General features: G+C 61.1%; 15 protein-coding genes. 9 read left to right on the top strand and 6 right to left on the bottom strand.

Annotated features, from left to right (window positions below):
- Position 1 precedes the first annotated feature (1 nt).
- The 7 genes from CMV30_RS02405 to CMV30_RS02375 all read left to right on the top strand — a co-directional run bounded on the left by CMV30_RS02405 (position 2) and on the right by CMV30_RS02375 (position 11,793).
- Positions 2 to 1,462 (top strand): metal ABC transporter permease, encoded by a 1,461-nt coding sequence (locus CMV30_RS02405; RefSeq protein ID WP_096054540.1) that lies wholly within the window; start codon positions 2 to 4, stop codon positions 1,460 to 1,462.
- Complete coding sequence (locus CMV30_RS02400) at positions 1,459 to 2,400, top strand: metal ABC transporter permease (protein ID WP_096054539.1); 942 nt, start codon at positions 1,459 to 1,461, stop codon at positions 2,398 to 2,400. Before CMV30_RS02405 ends, CMV30_RS02400 begins: the two co-directional genes overlap by 4 nt.
- 51 nt (positions 2,401 to 2,451) lie before the next feature.
- On the top strand, positions 2,452 to 4,251 hold the full coding sequence (locus CMV30_RS02395; RefSeq protein WP_096054538.1) for an adenine deaminase: 1,800 nt from the start codon (positions 2,452 to 2,454) through the stop codon (positions 4,249 to 4,251).
- Between the two features lie 75 nt (positions 4,252 to 4,326).
- Positions 4,327 to 6,792, top strand: coding sequence for a TonB-dependent receptor (locus CMV30_RS02390; RefSeq protein WP_096054537.1), 2,466 nt, complete (start codon positions 4,327 to 4,329; stop codon positions 6,790 to 6,792).
- A 316-nt stretch (positions 6,793 to 7,108) separates the two neighbouring features.
- Positions 7,109 to 8,779, top strand: coding sequence for a 30S ribosomal protein S1 (gene rpsA, locus CMV30_RS02385; protein ID WP_175414703.1), 1,671 nt, complete (start codon positions 7,109 to 7,111; stop codon positions 8,777 to 8,779).
- Positions 8,780 to 9,038: 259 nt separating this feature from the next.
- The gene (locus CMV30_RS02380) at positions 9,039 to 10,331 is read left to right on the top strand and encodes an aminotransferase-like domain-containing protein (protein WP_096054535.1); all 1,293 of its coding nucleotides are present in this window, start codon (positions 9,039 to 9,041) and stop codon (positions 10,329 to 10,331) included.
- 103 nt (positions 10,332 to 10,434) lie between these two features.
- Positions 10,435 to 11,793 carry a UDP-glucose 6-dehydrogenase gene (locus CMV30_RS02375; RefSeq protein ID WP_096054534.1) on the top strand — a complete coding sequence of 453 codons (1,359 nt, stop codon included), beginning with the start codon at positions 10,435 to 10,437 and terminating at the stop codon, positions 11,791 to 11,793.
- A gap of 135 nt (positions 11,794 to 11,928) precedes the next feature.
- Here the strand turns inward: CMV30_RS02375 and CMV30_RS02370 are convergent, their stop codons facing one another.
- From CMV30_RS02370 to CMV30_RS02360, 3 genes are all read right to left on the bottom strand, one after another.
- Positions 11,929 to 13,032: a sugar kinase gene (locus tag CMV30_RS02370; RefSeq protein WP_096054533.1), complete on the bottom strand. Its 1,104-nt coding sequence runs from the start codon at positions 13,030 to 13,032 to the stop codon at positions 11,929 to 11,931.
- A gap of 116 nt (positions 13,033 to 13,148) precedes the next feature.
- Positions 13,149 to 13,535, bottom strand: a complete 387-nt coding sequence (locus tag CMV30_RS02365) for a DciA family protein (protein WP_096054532.1) — start codon at positions 13,533 to 13,535, stop codon at positions 13,149 to 13,151.
- Positions 13,528 to 14,394 carry a glycosyltransferase family 2 protein gene (locus CMV30_RS02360; RefSeq protein ID WP_217494442.1) on the bottom strand — a complete coding sequence of 289 codons (867 nt, stop codon included), beginning with the start codon at positions 14,392 to 14,394 and terminating at the stop codon, positions 13,528 to 13,530. The genes CMV30_RS02365 and CMV30_RS02360 overlap by 8 nt, the downstream gene beginning before the upstream one ends.
- On the opposite strand from CMV30_RS02360, the gene CMV30_RS02355 reads away from it, so the two are divergent.
- Positions 14,384 to 15,256: a glycosyltransferase family 2 protein gene (locus CMV30_RS02355; RefSeq protein WP_175414702.1), complete on the top strand. Its 873-nt coding sequence runs from the start codon at positions 14,384 to 14,386 to the stop codon at positions 15,254 to 15,256. The two genes, CMV30_RS02360 and CMV30_RS02355, sit on opposite strands and share 11 nt — an antisense overlap.
- Before the next feature lie 24 nt (positions 15,257 to 15,280).
- On the opposite strand, the gene CMV30_RS02350 is transcribed toward CMV30_RS02355, so the two are convergent.
- On the bottom strand, positions 15,281 to 16,333 hold the full coding sequence (locus CMV30_RS02350) for a glycosyltransferase family 9 protein (protein ID WP_096054531.1): 1,053 nt from the start codon (positions 16,331 to 16,333) through the stop codon (positions 15,281 to 15,283).
- A gap of 5 nt (positions 16,334 to 16,338) precedes the next feature.
- A complete protein-coding gene (locus CMV30_RS02345) occupies positions 16,339 to 17,310 on the bottom strand; it encodes a glycosyltransferase family 2 protein (RefSeq protein ID WP_175414701.1) in 972 nt (323 codons plus the stop codon).
- A 136-nt stretch (positions 17,311 to 17,446) separates the two neighbouring features.
- Here CMV30_RS02345 and CMV30_RS02340 point away from each other — a divergent pair, with 136 nt between their 5' ends.
- Positions 17,447 to 18,409 (top strand): hypothetical protein, encoded by a 963-nt coding sequence (locus CMV30_RS02340; protein WP_138223073.1) that lies wholly within the window; start codon positions 17,447 to 17,449, stop codon positions 18,407 to 18,409.
- Positions 18,410 to 18,418: 9 nt separating this feature from the next.
- Here the strand turns inward: CMV30_RS02340 and CMV30_RS02335 are convergent, their stop codons facing one another.
- The gene (locus CMV30_RS02335; protein ID WP_096054528.1) at positions 18,419 to 19,240 is read right to left on the bottom strand and encodes a class I SAM-dependent methyltransferase; all 822 of its coding nucleotides are present in this window, start codon (positions 19,238 to 19,240) and stop codon (positions 18,419 to 18,421) included.
- Between the last annotated feature and the right edge of the window lie 3 nt (positions 19,241 to 19,243).

Genomic DNA, 19,243 nt, shown 5'->3' with positions numbered 1-19,243 from the left:
AATGACGACGACGCGGACATTTTTGCGCTGGAGCGGATTGTTGCTGGGACTGGCCGTCGTTGCTGTCGGCCCGGTGTTTGGTGCGCGGGTGGGGGATGTCACGGAGACGACGATGGCGGAGCAATTTTTCCGGTTTCTCACGTTTCGCGATCCGTCGCTGAGGTTCGCTCTGATCGGCGCGGTGTTGCTGGGAATCAGCTGCGGGTTGCTGGGCGGATTTATTGTGGTGCGGAAAATGGCGCTGATGGGCGATGCGCTTTCTCATGCGGTGCTGCCGGGCGTGGCGGCGGGGTTTTTGTGGAATATGGAGAAAGATCCGGTTGCTATTTTGATCGGGGCGACGATCGCGGGGCTGCTCGGGTCGGCGATGGTGAGCGCGTTGACACGGACGACGCGGATCAAAGAGGACGCGGCGCTGGGGCTGGTGCTGGCGTCGTTTTTTGCGGCGGGGCTTTGCGTGCAGTCGATGATTCAGAATCTCCCGACGGGAAATCAGAGCGGGTTGAATCACTTTATGTTTGGCCAGGCGGCGGCGCTCGGCGGGCGCGATATCGCGCTGATGAGTGTGGTGACGGTGATGGCGGTCAGTCTCGTCGGGCTTTTCTACAAGGAGCTTTTGGTGACGAGTTTTGACGAAGGGTTTGCGCGGGCGTCGGGTCTGCCGGTGGCGTGGATTCATCATGGGCTGATGTTGTTGCTGGCGATGAGCGTGGTCATCGCACTGCAGGCGGTGGGCGTAGTGCTTGTATCCGCTATGTTGATCACGCCGGCGGCGGCGGCGTATCTGCTGACGGACCGGCTGCACCGGCTGTTGACGCTGGCGGTTTTATTCGGAGTGATCGCTGCGGTAGCGGGGGCGTTTTTCTCGTTTGTCGGGAAGAGTCTGCCGACGGGGCCGCTCATGGTGTTGGGGACGAGTGCCGTGTTTCTCGGGGCGTTTCTATTCGGACCGAGACACGGGGTGATCGCGAAGTGGTGGGCGCGGCAGTCGCATACAGGGCGGACGCGGCGGGAGAATACGTTGAAGGCGATTTATCATGTCTGGGAGAACACGGGCACGGGGGCCGAGGGTGTGGCGTTGACGGCGCTGGCGGAGAAGCGGCGGGCGACGTTGCAGGAGTTGCAGGGCGAGCTTGATGCGTTGCAGCGGCACGGACTGGCGACGGTGGCCGGGCCGATGGTTTATTTCACGCCGGCTGGACGCAAACGCGGTGCGGAGATCGTGCGCAATCACCGGCTGTGGGAGCTTTATCTGACGAACTCGGCGAACATCGCGGCGGATCACGTGCACGACGACGCGGAGAATATCGAGCACGTGCTCGGCGAGGATGTGGTGCGTGAACTGGAGCGGCGGCTCGGTCATGCGACGCGCGACCCGCACGGGAAAGCGATCCCGAGCGCGCAGGAGATTCATCAGGGTGGGGGACTCAGCGGCGAAGCCGGAGGAAAGGCGCGGCCATGAACTCACTTATCCCGGTTTTCGATTTTCAGCGCATGTTTGTCCTGCCGTGGACGCATGATCTGCCCTTCACGGGGTCGTGGATGCTGATGGGGTTTCTCGTAACGGCGGCGTGCGGGCTTGTGGGAAATTATCTGATGCTGAGGCGCATGGCGCTGATGGGCGATGCGGTGAGCCACAGTGTGCTGCCGGGGTTGGTGATCGCGTTTTTGTTCACGGGCAGTCGCGGAACGGGGGCGATGTTTCTCGGGGCGTTGCTGGCGGGTGTGGCGACAACGGTGATCATTGAAACGATTCATCGGAAGACGCGGGTGAAGCAGGACGCGTCGATCGGGGTGACGTTCACGACGTTGTTCGCGATCGGCGTGGTGCTGGTATCCGTTTATTCGAGTCAGGTGGATCTGGACGCGGAGTGCGTTCTCTACGGGGAGATCGGGTACATCCCGGCGATCACGGGATGGGGCGAAATTCCGGAGGCGATCCTGCGTATGGGCGGTGTGCTGGTGGTGGTGACGGGACTGATCGGCGTGTTCTACAAGGAGCTGCTCGTAAGTTCGTTTGATGCCGGGCTGGCTCGGTCGCTGGGAATCAACACGACGGCGGTTCACTATGGGATGATGATCATGCTGTCGGTGGTGGTGGTGAGTGCGTTCGAGGCGGTGGGATCGATCCTGGTCGTGGCGATGTTGATTTTGCCAGGAGCGACGGCGGGGATGCTCTCGACGCGATTGGCAGTTGTGCATGGGCTGTCGGTCGTGCACGCGGCGCTGAGCGCGGTGCTGGGGTTTCATTTGTCTCTGGTGCTGGGAAGCCAGATCGGGCCGGCGATGGTGGTGGCAGGGGCGGGATTGTTTGGGATCGCGTGGGTTTTTAGTCCGACGCAGGGATTGCTGCGCCGGTGGTTCAGGCGTCCGGTGGCGGTTGGCGAGCCGGTGGTTTAAGCGGGTAGAAATCGAGTGTTCGCTGGCATCGACGGTGCTAATAGCAGACGCATGCTCACTCGTTTTTCGGTTAAGCCTCTTCACTCGATGACGCGGTCGCTAGCCGCAGTGGCCATGGGGCGTGAGGCGCCCGATTTAGTGATCACGGGGGCGCGGTTGCTCTCGACGTACACGGAGCGCATTCACGAAGGAAAAGAGATCTGGCTGAAAAGCGGGAGAATCGCGGCGGTGAAGGCGGCAGGGGCTCATGCGAGTTTCAAGCTGCCGAAGAAGCGGGTGGTCGATGTGGCGGGAGGGATTGTCGCGCCGGGGCTGGTCGATCCACATGTGCACATCGAGAGCAGCATGATGTCGGCGTGCGCGTATGCGGAAGGGGCGTTGCTGAACGGGACGACGACGATTTTTTGCGACAGCCACGAGATCGGCAATGTGTGCGACGCTAAGGGCATCGAATGGATGCTGGAAGACGCGCGGCAGGCGCCGCTCTCGATTTTTTTGACGGTGCCGAGCACAGTGCCGGCAACGAGTCCGGAGTTCGAGACGGCGGGCGGCGATCTGACGGCGGCGAAGATCGGGAAGCTTTTCGACAAGTGGCCGGAGGCGGTCGCGCTCGGGGAGAAGATGGACTTCGTACAGGTGGCGATGGGGGACAAACGGAGTCACGCGATCCTGGCGGAGGCGCTGAAGCGCGGGCGTCCGGTGTGCGGGCATATCTACGGGCGCGAGTTTGTCGCGGCGGGGGCGGCGAGTGGGATCACGGATACGCATGAAGCGATCGACCGGGATATCGCGGAGGATTTCCTGGAGGCGGGCGTGTGGATCTTTTTGCGCGGAGGTCCGCCGACGACGCCGTGGCATTCGCTGCCGCTGGCGATCAAGGCGGTGACGGAACTCGGTGCGAATCCGAAGCGCGTGTGCGTGTGCACGGATGATCGCGATGCAGACGATCTGTTTCTCTTCGGAATGGATTGGGTGACGCGCGAAGCGGTGAAGGCGGGGATGAAACCAGTGACGGCGTGGAGCATGGGCTCGCTGCATCCGGCGACGCGTTATGCGAAGGATGGTGAGATCGGCGGACTGGGGCACGGGCGGCGCGCGGATATCGTGCTGCTGAACGATGCGCTGGAGGTTCAGAACACCTGGTTCGGCGGCGAGCTTGTCGTGAAGGGACGTAAGGTGACGCCGCTGCTCGATAGGGCGTTGTCTAAGCGGTATCGTTACCCGCGTGCTGCGTACAACACGGTGAAGCTGGCGAAGAAGGCTGTGGCGCTCACGCCGCCGGTGCCGACGCGGGCGGTGAGCGCAAATGTGATCCGGACGGCGTTACCGGGGATCATTCTTTTCCATGAAAAAATTTCAGTGCCGGCGGTGAAATCGTGGGCGGAGATTTTTGCGCAGCAGGATCTCTGTTTCGTAACGGTCGTCGAGCGGCACGGAAAGTCGGGAGAAGTTGCGCACGGGTTGTTAAAGGATTTCGGACTCAAGGATGGCGCGGTCGCGAGCAGTGTGGGGCATGACGCGCACAATATTATCATCGCGGGTTCGAACGAGGAAGACATGCGACTGGCGCTGGAGACATTGAAAAAACTGCACGGCGGCGTGTGCGTGGTACGCGGTGGAAAAGTGCTCGCGAGCGTCGCGTTGCCAATCGCGGGATTGCTCTCCGATAAACGCGCGACGGCGGTGGCAAAAGAGACGACGGCGCTGAAAAAAGCCTGGAGCGAACTCGGCTGCACGCTGCCGTACATGGGCTTTAATTTGATCCCACTGTCGGTGATTCCGGAGATCCGCATCACGGATAAAGGGCTCGTGCTGGTGCCGCAGATGAAGCACGTGCCGCTGTTCGAGTAGCGCGCCGGTGCGCGGTGTATCGGTGTTGGTGGCACATGCCGTGCTAAATGGCCCCAACACTTTTTCCACGCACCTATGACCTACCGAAAACTGGCAACCGCATTAACGGCCGCATCACTGGCCGCAGCCGCTTCACCGCTCGCAGCGCAGAGTCCGGCCTCGGCCGACGAGACTGTGACGCTCGAAAAAATCGAAGTTACCGACGTGCCGATCGAGCAGCAGATCCTGCCGACTTCGCGGCCATTCAACTCGGTGTATGGCACTGAACGCGGCATTCTAGATACGCCGAGAAACGTAACGATCATTTCGCGTGAGCAGATGAACGCTATCGGGATTTTGGAGACGCGGGATTTTTCCAAGCTCACGGCATCGAGCTACACGCAGACTAATTTCGGTCTGCCGTCGAATCCGGCTATTCGCGGTCAGACGGCAGATGTCCTGGTCAACGGCATGCGCCGCGGACTGACGATCAACGGCAATGGACTGCCGCTGAACTTTAACTCGGTGGAGTCGGTCAACATCGTCAAAGGCGCGGCGAACGTGATCTACGGCGCGTCGTCTTACGCCGGTGGCTACGCGGACTTCATCACGAAGAAACCGTACTTCGATAAATTCAGCGGGTCGGTTTCGGCGACGGTGGGCTCGTGGGATGTCTATCGCTGGACGGCGGATTTGGGCGGGCCGATTTCTCCCGCACTCGCGTACCGGCTCAGCTATTCGGGCGAGGACAGCACGGGCTATTATTATGACGGAAAGAAAAAGACACAGGCCGTCTACGGTGCGCTCGAATGGCGGCCATCGGAGCGCTACAAGATCGAGGTGAACTCGGAGTTCTTCGTCGCTGATGTGACGGAAAACTGGGGCATCAATCGAGTCACGCAACAGTTGATCGATGACGGTCTCTACATTCCCGACGCGGGTTCGGACGCTGCTTATGCCGCCGCCATTCAAAACATCGGTGGCGGCTTTAATCCGGTGCGGCCGTACGGCACGCCGGTGAAACTTGATCGCCGTCGCCGACTCCTAGCGCCCGGCGATGATTCTTACGGCATCAATTACACGGCGCAGGTGATCCAGACAGTCACGATGTCACCGGATGCGAAGATCGTGAACAACACGTTCTTCAACTACGTGGATCGCGACACGTTTTCTTCCTACTACTATAACTCGGTTCACAAAGATAACTGGGGGCTGGAAAACCGGCTGCAGTTCGACGGCAAGTTCGATCTCGGCTCGGTGAAGAACGCATTCTCTGTCGGCGTTACGCTGCGGCATCAGGAAGTCTGGGCGGTGGATGATTTCTGGCACGAGCCGGTGAACTCGTTCGATCTTACGCGGAATTCGGATTTGAACCGCGTACCGGCCACGGCGTTTCAGTATTCGGCGGCGTTTCCATTCAATAATTTCAATCCGGGAATCTTGATTCCGGGATATGGACCGCGCGGCGCGCTGCCAGGCCGTTATGCGTCCTCGGGAGCGACCTATGGATTCGATCCGGTGACCGGAAATTTTTATGGGTATGACGACCTCAGTTCGAACGATTCGACGGCCGATCAGTTTTCACCGTTCTACCAGCACGACGTCACCTTTAACGAAAAGCTCAGCCTGCTGATCGGTGGGCGCGTGGATTTCCTGCACGTCAAGAATACCGATCCGCTGCCGCCTCCGGGCTTCACGGCGGTCTCCGATGAAGAGACCGTGCAGATGCCGAGCTTCAACGTGAGCCCGGTGTACAAGATCACCGAAAATATCACGGCGTACTATACCTTTGGTTACACCACGACCAATGCGCCGGGACTGGGCGGCGGTTATGTGTTCACCGGAACGACCTTTGGCGGCGATGGCCGAAGCTTCACCGAGGCGTTTTTCGATCAGAAGAACTTTCTCCATGAAGCGGGCGTGAAGGCATCGCTCTTCGGTGGGAAGTTATTCGTTGGAACGGCCGTGTACGATCAGCAGAAGCGCTGGGTCACGGACGACAGCAAAGAGCGTTACACGAAGGCCCGTGGCTTCGAGTTCGAGGTGAACTACCAGCCAAACAAAAATTTCTATGGAACGGCGTCATACAGCTACTACGACGCGAAGCAGCGTTATACGGGATTTCTGGCTGACTCGGCGACGTACGACCAACGCCTTGGCGGAACGGCGATCCCGGCGACGCCGGATTTCCCGTCGATCAGCGTTGAGTTTCAACAGCCCGGCATGCCCGAGCATTTGTTCAACTTCCTCCTCGGCTATAAATTCGACATGGGACTGAGCGTCACACTGGGCACGGTCGTGACAGGCCCGATGGTGACGAGTCAGGAAGGGCTGGGAACGGCGGGCGGATCGTCCGTGCTCTTTACCGCGAACGAGATTCCCTGGCAGCACACAGTCGATCTTTCGTTCGGCTATAAGTGGCAGCAGTGGGAAGCCCGTCTCGCCATCCGAAATCTGACCGATCAGGAAAACTGGTCAGCTCCGAATCCCGGCTACGGCAATGGTTCGATCAATGCGGAGCTGCCGATCAACGGAGAACTGACGCTCACGTACCGCTTCTGAGTGCGTTACGCGGCCCGGCTTCGGGCCGGTAGTTTTCACAGGCCGTCCCGATTCCGGGGCGGCCTTTTGTTTAGCCGGAATAGATCGGTAAACCGGGCGACTTTGGCCGGGTTGGAAATCTGGCATTTTGATGCTTGCGGGAGTGGAGGGGCTTTGCGAACTTCTGCCCCTTGCGGCACTTCCTTTTGGTCCGATCAGCGCGCCGCATCGCTCCCGCTGATCTCACGTTAGCTAACCTTCAACCAACGGCCCGCAAGGGTCATCCGCGAAGGACCGGCATCGCGGAGCGAAGGTGGCGGTGATTCGCATGTCCGCTATGAGTTCCATAATGCAAGAACTGCTCGCGCAGTCCTCCTTCGATAAACTTAAAGAAGGAGAAATCGTCCCCGGCACCATCACCGAAATCCGTCAGAACGAAGTCGTTGTCGACATCGGCGGTAAATCGGAAGGCGTCATCCCCGCCAACGAATTCATCGATATCGGTGAACTCCAAATCGGCTCCTCGATCGACGTTTTCGTCGAAAAACTCGAAGACAAGAATGGCGCGCCCATTCTCTCCTTCGACAAGGCCGAGCAGAAGAAGAACTGGGATAACATCCTCACGAAGTTCCCTGAAGGCTCCATCGCCGCGGGTCGCGTGAAGGCCAAGGTCAAGGGCGGCCTGATCGTTTCGATCGGCGTCGATTCCTTCCTCCCGGCTTCGCACATCGATGTGCAGCCACCCAAGAACCTCGATCAGTACGTGGGCCAGACCTACGACTTCAAGGTTCTCAAAATCAATCTCGACCGGAAGAACATCGTTCTCTCCCGCCGCGAGCTCATCGAAGAGCAGCGCACCAGCAAGCGTCGCAATCTCCTCGATACGATCCAGCCCGGCCAGGTTCGCAAGGGCGTCGTGAAGAACATCACCGACTTCGGTGCGTTCATCGACCTCGACGGCATGGACGGTCTCCTCCACATCACCGACATGAGCTGGGGCCGCATCACGCACCCCTCCGAAATGCTCAAGCAGGGTGAAGAGATCCAGGTCATGATCATCGAAGTGAACCGCGAGAAGGAACGCGTTTCCCTCGGTCTCAAGCAGACCACGAAAAATCCGTGGGACGAGATCGAGAACAAGTTCCCCGTCGGCACCAAGGTCCGCGGCAAAGTCGTCAACCTCGTGCCTTACGGCGCGTTCGTTGAGATCGAGCCCGGTGTCGAAGGTCTCGTGCACATCACTGAGATGTCTTGGACGAAGCGCATTTCGAAGCCCTCCGAACTTCTCAAGGTCGGTCAGGAGCTCGATGCGGTTGTCCTCGGTATCCAGAAGGAAGATCAAAAGATCTCGCTCGGTCTCCGTCAGCTGGAGCCGAACCCGTGGGATATGGTCCGCCACAATTACCCGATCGGTGCGCGCGTGCGCGGCAAGGTCCGCAACATGACCACCTACGGCGCCTTCATCGAACTCGAAGAGGGCATCGATGGTATGGTGCACGTCTCCGACATGAGCTGGACCCGCAAGGTCAACCATCCGTCCGAAGTGCTCAAGAAGGGCGACGAAGTGGACGCCACCGTCCTCGATGTCGATCCGTCGCAGCAGCGCATCAGCCTCGGCATGAAGCAGCTCGCCACCGATCCATGGAGCGACATCGACGCTCACTTCAAGATCGGCGATGTCGTCAAAGGCACCGTCACCAAGATCACCTCCTTCGGCGCCTTCGTGGAGCTCAAGGACGGTATCGACGGTCTCGTACACATCTCGCAGATCAGCGAAGAGCGCATCGACAAGGTCAAAGATGTCCTCAAGCCCGGCCAGGAAGTCCAGGCCCGCGTCATCAAGATCGACCGCGAAGAGCGTCGTCTGGGTCTCTCGATCAAGGCCGCCAACTACTCCAGCGAGCAGCTCGCTGCCGAGACGGCGACCTACGAGGCGCTCAACCGTGACAGCTCGGGCGACATGATGAACCTTGGCGACATCCTCGACGAGGCCTCCCGCAAGGAGTGAGTCGTCTGACGATCATCATCCGCTGAGCTCGCTGAAAAGCTGAGTCAGTTTTCAAAGGCGCCCGAGTGATCGGGCGCCTTTTTTGCGTCCGAATTTGCTGCGCATGTTTGACGAGGTCTAGCCGGGCCGCTCAGTCGAACCGGCCGCGCTCGGCGAGCGGGCCCTACCTCGAGCCTCGGCACCGGGCCACGTTTTCGGCCGCACAGTTTTTCCGGCATCGCGTCGGCGCCGCGTGCCCCCCAAAAACCTGCTTCGCCGCATGAAAAAATCCGCCGACGAATCAGCTCTTGCGTCAGAAAATCCTGTCACGTTTTCCGCACTCGGCGAGCGCGCTCAGCCGCCGACGATCGCGCGGTTGATGACGATGGCGCTGGAGACGCCAAACCTCCTTTCGCTTGCGGCGGGCTTCACGGATAACGCGACGCTGCCGGTGGATTTTGTGCGCGCAGCGACGGAGGCGATGCTGGGCAATCCGGGCGACCGTGAGTTTATCCAGTACGGAACGAATCAGGGGCGTCCGCGTTTGCGGCAGCTGCTGGCTGAGCGACTGGCGAAGATCGAAGCTAAGCTTGATGCGGCGGAATTATCGCGAGGGCTTTTCGTGACGAATGGTTCGCAGCAGGCGCTCTATCTCGCGATGCAGGTGCTCGGGGAGCCGGGGGACATCATCCTGGTGGATCGCCCGAGCTATTTTGTGTTTTTGGAGATGCTCACGGGGCTTGGGTTGCGCGCGGTTTCGATGCCTGTGGATGCAGCGGGAAAAATCGACGCGCCCGCGCTCGGCGCGTTACTCGACTCGCTCGCGAGCAAGGGGGAGATGCGGAAAATCAGAGCCGTTTATTTCGTCAGCTATTTTTCCAATCCGTCGGCGCGCAGCCTGGATGCTGCGGAGAAAACTAGCGTCGCCGCCGAACTCTCAGCACGTGGATTGTGCATCCCGGTTGTCGAGGATACGGCGTACCGGGAACTCTACTACCGGGAGGCACCGGCTGCGCCCAGCGTGCTGAGTCTGCCTGCGTGGGCAAAATTCCCGAAGCTCTACACGGCTACGCTGACCAAGCCGTTCGCGACGGGGCTGAAGGTGGGCTACGGACTTTGCACGGACGATGCGTGGCTGAAGAAAATGCTGCACGTGAAAGGGCATCACGATTTTGGGAGCGCGAATTTTAATCAGGCGATTTTGGAGCATGCGCTCGTCTCGGGAAATTATGACCGGCAGCTCGAGCAGATCCGGCCTGCGTATGAGCGGAAGATGCGCGCGCTGCACGAGACGCTGGTGCGCGAAGGGCTGCCGACGCTTGGATGGAGTTGGGCGGAGCCGACAGGAGGACTGTATCTTTGGCTGAAGGCCCCGGAGTCGCTCGATACGGGGTTGGACTCGGCGTTTTGCCGGGCGTGTCTGGAGGCGGGTGTGCTCTATGTGCCGGGAGAGCTTTGTTTCGGCGATGAGGCGCCGAAGAATTTTATCCGCGCGAGTTTTGGCGTGTTGAACGAGCGGGATCTGGCTGAGGCGGGGCGGCGCTTTGTTTCGGTGGTGAGACGTTTCGTATGACGGGACTGTAAAACTTTCATCAGGCCTTCCCGGACAGCGCCTTCCGGGAAAATCGGCCTTGGATTTACTGTGGGGTTAAGGCACGGTCCGGCACTTCAATCTTATGAAAATTTGCTGCATCGGTGCTGGTTACGTCGGTGGTCCAACGATGGCGATGATCGCTCTGAAGGCTCCGAGCATTCAGGTGACGGTCGTCGATATGAATGCCACGCGCATCGCTGCGTGGAATTCTGACACGCTGCCGATCTACGAGCCAGGCCTCGACGATGTGGTGAAGCAGGCGCGCGGCAAAAACCTGTTTTTCTCTACTGACGTGGTTGGGAATATTCAGTCGGCTGACATCATTTTCGTCGCCGTTAACACGCCGACAAAAACGTATGGTGTGGGTACCGGACTCGCGGCGGATTTGCGTTATATCGAATCGGTCGCGCGGATGATCGCCGAAGTTGCCGGTGGCCCTAAGATCATCGTCGAAAAATCCACGGTCCCCGTAAAAACGGCTGAGACGATCAAGGAGATCCTGAGCGCCAACACGAAGGGTATTAAGTTCGCGGTACTCTCGAATCCGGAGTTTCTGGCTGAGGGAACTGCGGTGGCGGATCTGATCAATCCGGATCGTGTGTTGATCGGTGGCGAGCGGACGCCGGAGGGCGAAGCGGCGATAAAGACGTTGGTCGATGTGTACGCGAATTGGGTTCCTCGTGAGCGTATCATCACGACGAACCTCTGGTCGTCGGAGCTCTCCAAGCTGGTGGCCAATGCGTTTCTCGCGCAGCGCATTTCGTCGATCAACTCGATCTCTGCGCTTTGCGAAGCCACGGGCGCTGACGTGGATGAGGTTGGCAATGCGATCGGTAAGGACAGCCGCATCGGGCCGAAGTTTTTGAAGTCTTCGGTCGGCTTCGGCGGGTCGTGCTTCCAGAAAGACATCCTGAATCTCGTCTATCTTTGCCAAAGCTTCGGCTTACCGGAGGTTGCTGCCTATTGGGAGTCGGTGGTGTTGATGAACGATTATCAGAAGAAACGTTTCGCGAATAAGATCGTGCGCACGCTGTTCAACACGGTCGCCGACAAGAAAATCGTGGTGCTTGGTTTTGCCTTCAAGAAAGACACCAACGACACGCGCGAATCGGCGGCAATCAACGTTTGCCGTGACTTGCTCACGGAGCACGCGAACGTGGTGGTTTATGATCCCAAGGTGCCTGCGCACGAGATCATCAGCGATACGCTTGGCAAAGGTGTCACCAATGCGCGGCTCACGGTGGCGACGAACGTGTACGAGGCCTGCAAGGGTGCGCATGCGATCGCGGTGGTGACGGAGTGGGACGAGTTCAAGACGCTGGATTTTGCGAAGATCTACGCAGGGATGCCGAAGCCGGCGTTTATTTTCGATGGTCGCAATATCCTCGATTTGGCGAAGCTGACGGCGATTGGCTTCCGGGCGTTTGGCATCGGGAAGTAAACGAGTTGAGCACTGTCTAAGACGAAGCCCGCGCCTTTTAAGCGCGGGCTTTTTGTTGGCTGCGTTTTTGACGGACACGAAAAAGCCCGGGCGTTTCGGCCCGGGCTGAGAGTTGTCGGATGGATTTTGCGGCGATCAGCGGACCACGCGGGCGCCGCCGCCGGAGATCTGCTTCTCGACTTCTTTGCGGGTGGCCATCGAGGTGTCGCCAGGAGTGGTCGAGGCGAGCGCGCCGTGAGCGGCACCGTACTCGACGGCCTTCTGGGCGTCGTTGAATTCCATGAAACCGAACTGGACGCCGGAGGCGAAGCTGTCGCCACCGCCGACGCGGTCGAGGATCTCGAGCTCTGGATATTTGCGACTTTCGAAGAATTTGCCGTCGTGCCAGAGGATGGCCGACCAGTCGTTGACCGTCGCGGTGTGGACGTGGCGGAGGGTGGTGGCGGCGACCTTGAAGTTCGGGAATTCCTTCACGGCGGTCTCGATCATGTTCTTGAAGGCATCGAGCTCGATGGCTCCCTGGTTGTTGGCGTGATCGACGCCTTTGACTTCGAAGCCGAGGGAAGCGGTGAAGTCTTCTTCGTTACCGATCATGACATCGACGTACTTGGCGATCTCGCGATTAACTTCCTGCGCCTTCTTGAGGCCACCGATGGTTTTCCAGAGGGAAGGGCGGTAGTTGAGGTCGTAGGACACGATCGTGCCGTACTTGTTGGCGGCCTTGACGGCCTCGATGGTGATCTCGGCGGTGGAGGCGGAGAGGGCGGCGAAGATGCCGCCGGTGTGGAACCAGCGGACACCGAGTTTGCCGAAGATGTGATCCCAATCGATGTCGCCTGGCTTGAGCTGGGAAGCGGCGGTGTTGCCACGGTCGGGATTGCCGACGGCACCACGGACGCCGAAGCCGCGCTCGGTGAAGTTGAGGCCGTTGCGTACGGTGCGGCCGATGCCGTCGTCGTCACGCCACTTGATAAAGTCGGTGGCGACGCCACCCTGCATGATGAAATCCTCGATGAGGTGGCCGATCTCGTTGTCGACAAAAGCGGTGACGACGGCGGTCTTGTAGCCGAAGCATTTGCGGAGACCGCGGGAGGTGTTGTACTCGCCGCCGCCTTCCCAGGCTTTGAACTCGCGGGCGGTGCGGATGCGGCCCTCGCCGGGATCGAGGCGGAGCATGACTTCGCCGAGGGAAAGCTGGTCGAATGTGACTTCTTTGGAGGATTTGATCTTGAGGCTCATGGGTTGGGTGAAAGGAAAAGAGCGGTGATCGAATGGATTAGCGGTCGGGGGTCAAACCTTCCCCAGCCACGTGTCCGCGAAGAGGGAAACGATGATCGTTTCAGGGGGAAGCGCGGTTATCCGGCGCGGACGTTGATTTCACGGACGTGGCTGCAACCGGGTAGCTTGCGAATTTTTTCGGAGATGAGTTTCCGGTGGAGAAAGAGTTCGTTGCGGACAACGGCATGAGAGGCGAGGACGGCTAGGCGGCCGCGGCCGTCGATCTGGGCGGCGTGGGAGTATTGAGCGTTGGCGGGGCCGACGATTTGGGGCCAGTTGTCGCGGATGGTCTGCTCGGGAGATTCGCGGCCGATCTGGTGCTGGACGAGGAGATCTTCGACGAGACGGGCGAGCTCCTTGGTCGGGCGCTTTTTCATGCGCGGCGACGTCTCGTCGGGAATGCGACGGAGTGAGGCGATGAGCTTTTCCGCCTGGAAACTGAACTTGGGTGGCTCGTCAGACATGGGGCAGATTCGCAGGAGGGTTTTTCTTTTGAGCGGCTTCGTACAGGCGGCTGTAGCGGACGAAGGCGCTAAAGGCTGTCGCAATGGCGATGTAGAAGCCGGGGAACCCGTCGAGAAAACCACGGCGCAGGATGTAGGCGCGGAAGAAGCGCCACCACGGGCGGAAGATCGCGGAGGGGGCGGAGAATTTTTTGCCGCGTTCGAGTTGTTGTTTCAGGAAGAGGTCGGCGAAGGGATTTATTTTCGCGACGTGGCTGGAGAGCGTGGGGAACGAGTAGTGATGGAGATCGCCGCGAAGCGTGGCGACGGGGCCGGTGATCTCGATTTTTTCGTGGACGTGAGCATCGCCGCCCCAGCGGGCGCGGTCGCGGCGGAAGAGGCGAAGGCTGAGATCGGGGTACCAGTCGCCGTGGGTGATCCAGCGGTCGATGAACCAGACTTTGCGGGGGAATTTCGCGCCGGAGATTTCAGAGAGATCGGGGCGGGAGAAGAAGTCGGAGAGCGCGGAATGGAGGGCGGGGGAGACTTCTTCGTCGGCGTCGAGGGAGAGTATCCAGTTGTTGGAGGCCAGGGAGAGGGCGTGGTTTTTGGTGTCGCGATAACCGAGCCAGGGCGTGTGGTGGACGGCTGCGCCGTGATCGCGGGAGATTTGTCCGCTGGCGTCGGTCGTGTCGTTGAGGACAACGACGGTTTCAGCGGTCCAGCCGTACACACTGGCGAGGCAGCGGGGAAGGTTGTGCGCCTCGTTTTTGGCGACGATGACGACGGAGATCGGGAGGGCGGACGGCATGAAGGCGGGGTGGAGCGTGGCGGGAGCGGGGGCGCGAAGTCGAGTGCGCGGATGGGCGATGGAAAACAAGAAAGGGGTTGGCAGCGGGGGCGGATTCGGCGGTCGTGGCGGGGTGAATGCCGCCGTCGTCATCCCGGTCTTGAACCAGCTCGCTTACACGCAGGCGTGCGTGGGTTGTTTGCAGCCCGATATCGCGGCGGGTGTGCGGGTGGTGATCATCGATAATGGTTCGACGGATGGAACGGGCGAGTGGCTCAAGGCGCAGAGTGGACTCGTGGTCGTGAGCAACACGGAGAATCGCGGATGCGCGGCGGCGTGGAATCAAGGGTGGCGCGCGGTGGAAGGCGCGGAGTGGACGGTGATTTTGAACAACGACGTGCTGCTGCCCGCGGGCTGGCTGGGGCGGTTGATCGGCGCGGCGGAGCGGGAGGGCATGTCGGTGGTTTCGCCGGCGATGCGGGAGCGGGAGCAGAATTATCCGTTTTCTGAGTACGCGGCGGACTTCATGGCGAAGATGAGCGGCGTGGTGCGGCGGGATGCGGCGCATGGGGTGTGTTTCGCGGTGAAGCGTGCGGTGTTTGCGAAGGTGGGCGGCTTCGACGAGGGGTTTCGGATTGGGCAGTTTGAGGACAGCGATTTTTTCCGGCGCTGCCGGATCGCAGGATTCAAACTCGGGATCGTCGGGGATTGTTTCATCCACCACTTTGGGTCGATCACGCAGGATGCGTTACGAGGCGGGCCGAAAGTGCGGCCGTATGAGGCGGAGAACCGCGCTTACTACCGGGCGAAATGGAAGATCGGTTGGTGGAGGCGGCGTTGGGAGAAGTTCACGTCGCGGCGGAATCTGAAGCGGTGGCGCGACGCGGAGCTGGCCGCGCATGGACGCACGCTGCATGCGAAGTGGGAAGACGGCGCGTGGAAGGCGTTTTGAGGTGCGCGATTTGCGCGCGGTCGATCAAGCGACGGGCGCGGGCAGACGGGTGCGGAGGGCGGAGAGGACTGCCTCGGGCGTGATTTTTTGCACGCAGTGATTGGTGTAGCTGTCGTCGGGTTTGCAGAACCCGGGGGACACGCAGTCGCGGCAGGGAAGCGGGGTTTGCAGGAGGAGGTTGTCGTCGCCGACGGGTTTCCAATTGGTGATTTTTTGGGAGCCGTAGAGAGCAACGACGGGCGTGCCGACGGAGGTGGCGAGGTGCATGGGGCCGCTGTCGTGGCAGAGGAGGCGGTCGACGCTGGCGAAGAGGGCGGCGAGCTGGGTGAGGGTGAACGCGTTTTTGAGGACGGTGGCGGGTGTGGTCATTTTGGCCGTGATGGCTTCGACGACGGGTTGCTCGGCGGGACCGGCGACGAAGATGACGCTGGCGCGACCTTCGGACTGGATGGCGTCGCAGACGGTGGCGAAGGAGGCGGCGGGCCAGATGCGGTGGGGGCTGCGGCTGCCGGGGTGAACGAGGAGGCGCGGGCGATCGGTGGGCAGGGCGGCGATCGCGGGGAGTTGCTCAATCTGGGTGATTTCGTGGGGGAGCGGGATGAGGTGGCCGGGCTCCTGTTTGATGGCGATGCCGACGGAGCGGAGCAGGCGGTGGTAGAAGTCGGTGATGTGGTGGTCGTCGAAGTAGTTGGTTTCGACGACGAGGCGATGGTTGTAGCAGCGGGCGAAGCGGGGCTCGGCGCCGTGGCGCAAGGTGGCGCGGAGTGATGCGCCGGAGAGGAGCGCGATCATGGCGGTGCGGGGGCGGTTATCGAAGTCGAGGATGTGGGTAAATTTTCCCCGGCGCAGTCGCCAGAGGAAGCCGGGCCAGTCGCGGAAGCGGACGGGCATGGGGAGGGTGGCGTCGATGGCGGGGTGGAGTTTGGGGAGGTCGCGGTAGGCGGGATCGACGGAGGCGACGATGTGGGCGGCGGGCCAGTGGCGGCGGAGAAGGCGGAAGACGCTTTCGAGCAGGACGATGTCGCCGACGTAGCGACGGCGGAGAACGAGGATGCGCGGGCTGGCGGCGGAGGGCATGGGCTCTACGGGTGGCGCGCCGCAGAAGGCTGGCGGCGGGTGGCTTTATGGAGGTTGGCGAAGGGTTTGGTCAGCCGGTGGCGGAGCCAGTAAGCGGCGTACCAGACGGGGTTGAGTTCGCGCATGAGGGCGCGTTCGTCGGCGTGGCTTTCGTTGCAGCGTATGCGAGTCTTGCGTACAAAGTAGAGACTGCGGAAGAGGGCCTGGCGGACTTCGTGGGGTGAGCCTCCGGTGGCGAGGTGACGCTGGACGAGGGGGAGGTATTTGAGCTGTAGGCGGAGGCCTTCCTCCTCGCCGGCGCGGGTGCGGCGGTTGACGGCGGTCTGTTGTTCGTCGTGGCGGCGGAAGGCGCAGAGGGGGCGGGAAACGTAGGCGAGATCGCCTTGTTCGAGGAGGTGAGCCCAGAACTCGAGATCGATGAGCTGGCGGTAGGTGGGGTCAAAGCCGCGCCGGGCGGCATCGCGGCGGAACATGGCGGCGGAGGGCTCGCCGATGAGATTTTTCCCGGAGAGCAGGCAGCGGACGATGGTCGGGCCGCCGGGTTTGAGGCCGTCGCCGCCGAGGTCGCCGGCGATGGAGCGGGTTTGCGAGTCTTCGCCGACGATGAGACGGGCGCTGGTGGCGAGGGTGGCAGCGGGATGGGATTCGAGGGCGTGGCTGAGGGCGGCGAGGGCGTCGGGGGCGCAGTGGTAGTCGTCGCCGAAGAGGAATTTGACGTAGCGGCCGGTGGCGTGGAGCAGGCACCAGTTCCAGTTGGCGGCCATGCCGAGGTTGGGGGATTGCAGGTGAAAACGGATACGCGGGTCGCGGGCGGCGTAGGCGCGGATAATCTCGGCGGAGTTATCCGTGGAGGCGTCGTCACTGATGAGGAGTTCCCAGTCGGCATTTTGCTGGGAGAGCACGGACTCGATGGCCTGCGGGAGGTAGCGCGCCTGATTATAGCAGGGCAGGAGGACGCTGATTTTGCGGTCGGACATGAAGTCGTGGCGGTGGGTAAAGGGAGGAGCGGAGGGGAAGGCAATCCCGGTGTTGGCGCGAGGGAGGCGCGGGAGGGAATCGGCGTTTGACAGTGCGGAGAGCGGGTCGTTTACCCGTTCGCATCCTGAGTACCGCATGAGTCTTGATCGTTCCGACCGGTTCAAAAAGGCACTGGCCTCGAACAAAATAACCCAAGTCATCCTGAAGTGGATCGACCGGGAAAATTACGAGGTGCTGAGGAGCGAGGTGAAGCGGGAGAAGTTGCAGCGGCGGTTCATCGGGTATTGTCCGCCGGGATTACGCGGCGATGGCGCGATCCAGGCGCGAGCGCCGGGTGCGGTGGTGAGTTGCAAGCATTCGGGGAACGCGGGCGATGTGATCTATGCGTTGCCGGCGGTGCGTGAATTAGGCGGCGCGGCCGGGGCGTTGTTGAAGCTGGAGCTGGATGTGCCGCTGCGGGACAAGTCGATCCGGCATCCGCTGGGCGCGGTGCAGTTGAACCGGAAGATGTATGACATGCTGGCGCCGTTATTGAGCGCGCAGAGTTACATCCAGCGGTTGGAGGTGCATGAACGCGGGGGCGCGGTGGATTACGATCTGGATTCGTTTCGCGATGCGCCGCTGCTGATCGACCGGCTGGGGATCAGTCGTTGGTATTTTTATATGTTTGGGCTGGCGGCGGATCTGTCGCGGCCGTGGCTAACAGTGGAGCCGGATCGCGCGTACGCGGGGAGCATCGTGGTGGCGCGGAGTTTTCGTTATCGGAATCTGGCGCTGAGCCACGGGTTTTTGGAGGGGCGGGGCGATGTGGTGTTCGTGGGGCTGCGGGACGAGTACGAGGATTTCAAGCGGAAGGTGCCGTCGGCGCGGTGGGTGGAGGTGCGCGACTTTTTGGAGCTGGCGCGAATCGTGGCGGGGGCGCGGCTCTTTATTGGGAATCAGTCGTTCCCTTATTCGCTGGCCGAGGGATTGAAGGTGAGACGCGTGCTAGAACTCGATCCAGGGATGCCGAATGTGGTGCCGGCGGGTGAGCACGCGTATGACGTGCTGTTTCAAAAGCAGTTCGAGCACGTGGTGGCGAAGCTGCTGGCAGAGTGACGGGAGAGGTCAGGCGGCGGGGGCGGCCTGGCTGGCGCGGAGTCTGGTGCGGGCGACTTCGTAGTCGGGGAGGGTGAGTCCGGTGCGGCGGCGGCGTTTGCGGGTGTACTTGTCGTAGAGTTTTCTGGCGCGGCGATTGGATAGGACCAATTTTTGGATACGCGTGAGCGGCTGTTCGGTGAAGACGTGGAACTCGTCGTTGAGGCTGAAGTAGTGGCAGCCGACTTTTTCGGCGAGGAGGGCGAGGGTGTGGCGATTGTAGAAGGTGATGTGCTGGCCGGTTTCGAAGCACCAGTACCACCAGTCGCGGGCGGGTGGGGCCTCGCCGTAGGTGAGCGTTGAGAAGATAATGTTCCGGGTCTGGTAGCGGGCGAAGGCGTCTTTGATGAAGGTGAGCGGGTCGGGAATGTGCTCGAAGACTTCGAAGGCGGTGACGGCTTGGGCGGTGAAGCCGGGGCCGGGCTCGTGACCTTTGGCGAAGATGTTTTCGCAGTAGGGATCAGTGGTGTGGAAATCGAAGCCGTCGTCGCGCATGAGGCGGGTGAAGAGGCCGTAGCCGCCGCCGAGATCGAGGTAGGGGCCTTTATCGAGGCCGAGGAAGGAGAGGGTCCAGGAGACGTGGGTGCGGTTGTGGATGTTGCGGCCGACGAGGCCGACATCGGTGGCGGTGATGGCGGAGGCGTAGGCTTCGGAGAGCCAGTGGGGTTGCGGGGTCTGGATGAGGCCGCTTTCGGGGCTGTGGAAAAAGGCGGCGTCGTGGCGTCCGAGCACCTGGGCGTTGAACAGCGGCTTCATGGGGAGGCCGGAGATCGGGCAGAGGGGAGGATTCATGGT

This window comes from Nibricoccus aquaticus, assembly GCF_002310495.1.
Taxonomy (GTDB): Bacteria; Verrucomicrobiota; Verrucomicrobiia; order Opitutales; family Opitutaceae; genus Nibricoccus; species Nibricoccus aquaticus.
The sequence above is the reverse complement of the archived record's forward strand: the minus strand, read 5'-3'. Positions and strand labels throughout refer to the sequence as shown.

Bases quoted from the DNA above. Each gene is read 5' to 3' on its own strand.
- CMV30_RS02340 (WP_138223073.1), top strand. From the start codon at position 17,447: ATGAGTCTTGATCGTTCCGACCGGTTCAAAAAGGCACTGGCCTCGAAC.
- CMV30_RS02350 (WP_096054531.1), bottom strand. From the start codon at position 16,333: ATGCCCTCCGCCGCCAGCCCGCGCATCCTCGTTCTCCGCCGTCGCTAC.
- CMV30_RS02365 (WP_096054532.1), bottom strand. From the start codon at position 13,535: ATGTCTGACGAGCCACCCAAGTTCAGTTTCCAGGCGGAAAAGCTCATC.
- rpsA (WP_175414703.1), top strand. From the start codon at position 7,109: ATGAGTTCCATAATGCAAGAACTGCTCGCGCAGTCCTCCTTCGATAAA.
- CMV30_RS02370 (WP_096054533.1), bottom strand. From the start codon at position 13,032: ATGAGCCTCAAGATCAAATCCTCCAAAGAAGTCACATTCGACCAGCTT.
- CMV30_RS02395 (WP_096054538.1), top strand. From the start codon at position 2,452: ATGCTCACTCGTTTTTCGGTTAAGCCTCTTCACTCGATGACGCGGTCG.
- CMV30_RS02375 (WP_096054534.1), top strand. From the start codon at position 10,435: ATGAAAATTTGCTGCATCGGTGCTGGTTACGTCGGTGGTCCAACGATG.
- CMV30_RS02355 (WP_175414702.1), top strand. From the start codon at position 14,384: ATGGAAAACAAGAAAGGGGTTGGCAGCGGGGGCGGATTCGGCGGTCGT.
- CMV30_RS02390 (WP_096054537.1), top strand. From the start codon at position 4,327: ATGACCTACCGAAAACTGGCAACCGCATTAACGGCCGCATCACTGGCC.
- CMV30_RS02335 (WP_096054528.1), bottom strand. From the start codon at position 19,240: ATGAATCCTCCCCTCTGCCCGATCTCCGGCCTCCCCATGAAGCCGCTG.
- CMV30_RS02345 (WP_175414701.1), bottom strand. From the start codon at position 17,310: ATGTCCGACCGCAAAATCAGCGTCCTCCTGCCCTGCTATAATCAGGCG.
- CMV30_RS02405 (WP_096054540.1), top strand. From the start codon at position 2: ATGACGACGACGCGGACATTTTTGCGCTGGAGCGGATTGTTGCTGGGA.
- CMV30_RS02400 (WP_096054539.1), top strand. From the start codon at position 1,459: ATGAACTCACTTATCCCGGTTTTCGATTTTCAGCGCATGTTTGTCCTG.
- CMV30_RS02380 (WP_096054535.1), top strand. From the start codon at position 9,039: ATGAAAAAATCCGCCGACGAATCAGCTCTTGCGTCAGAAAATCCTGTC.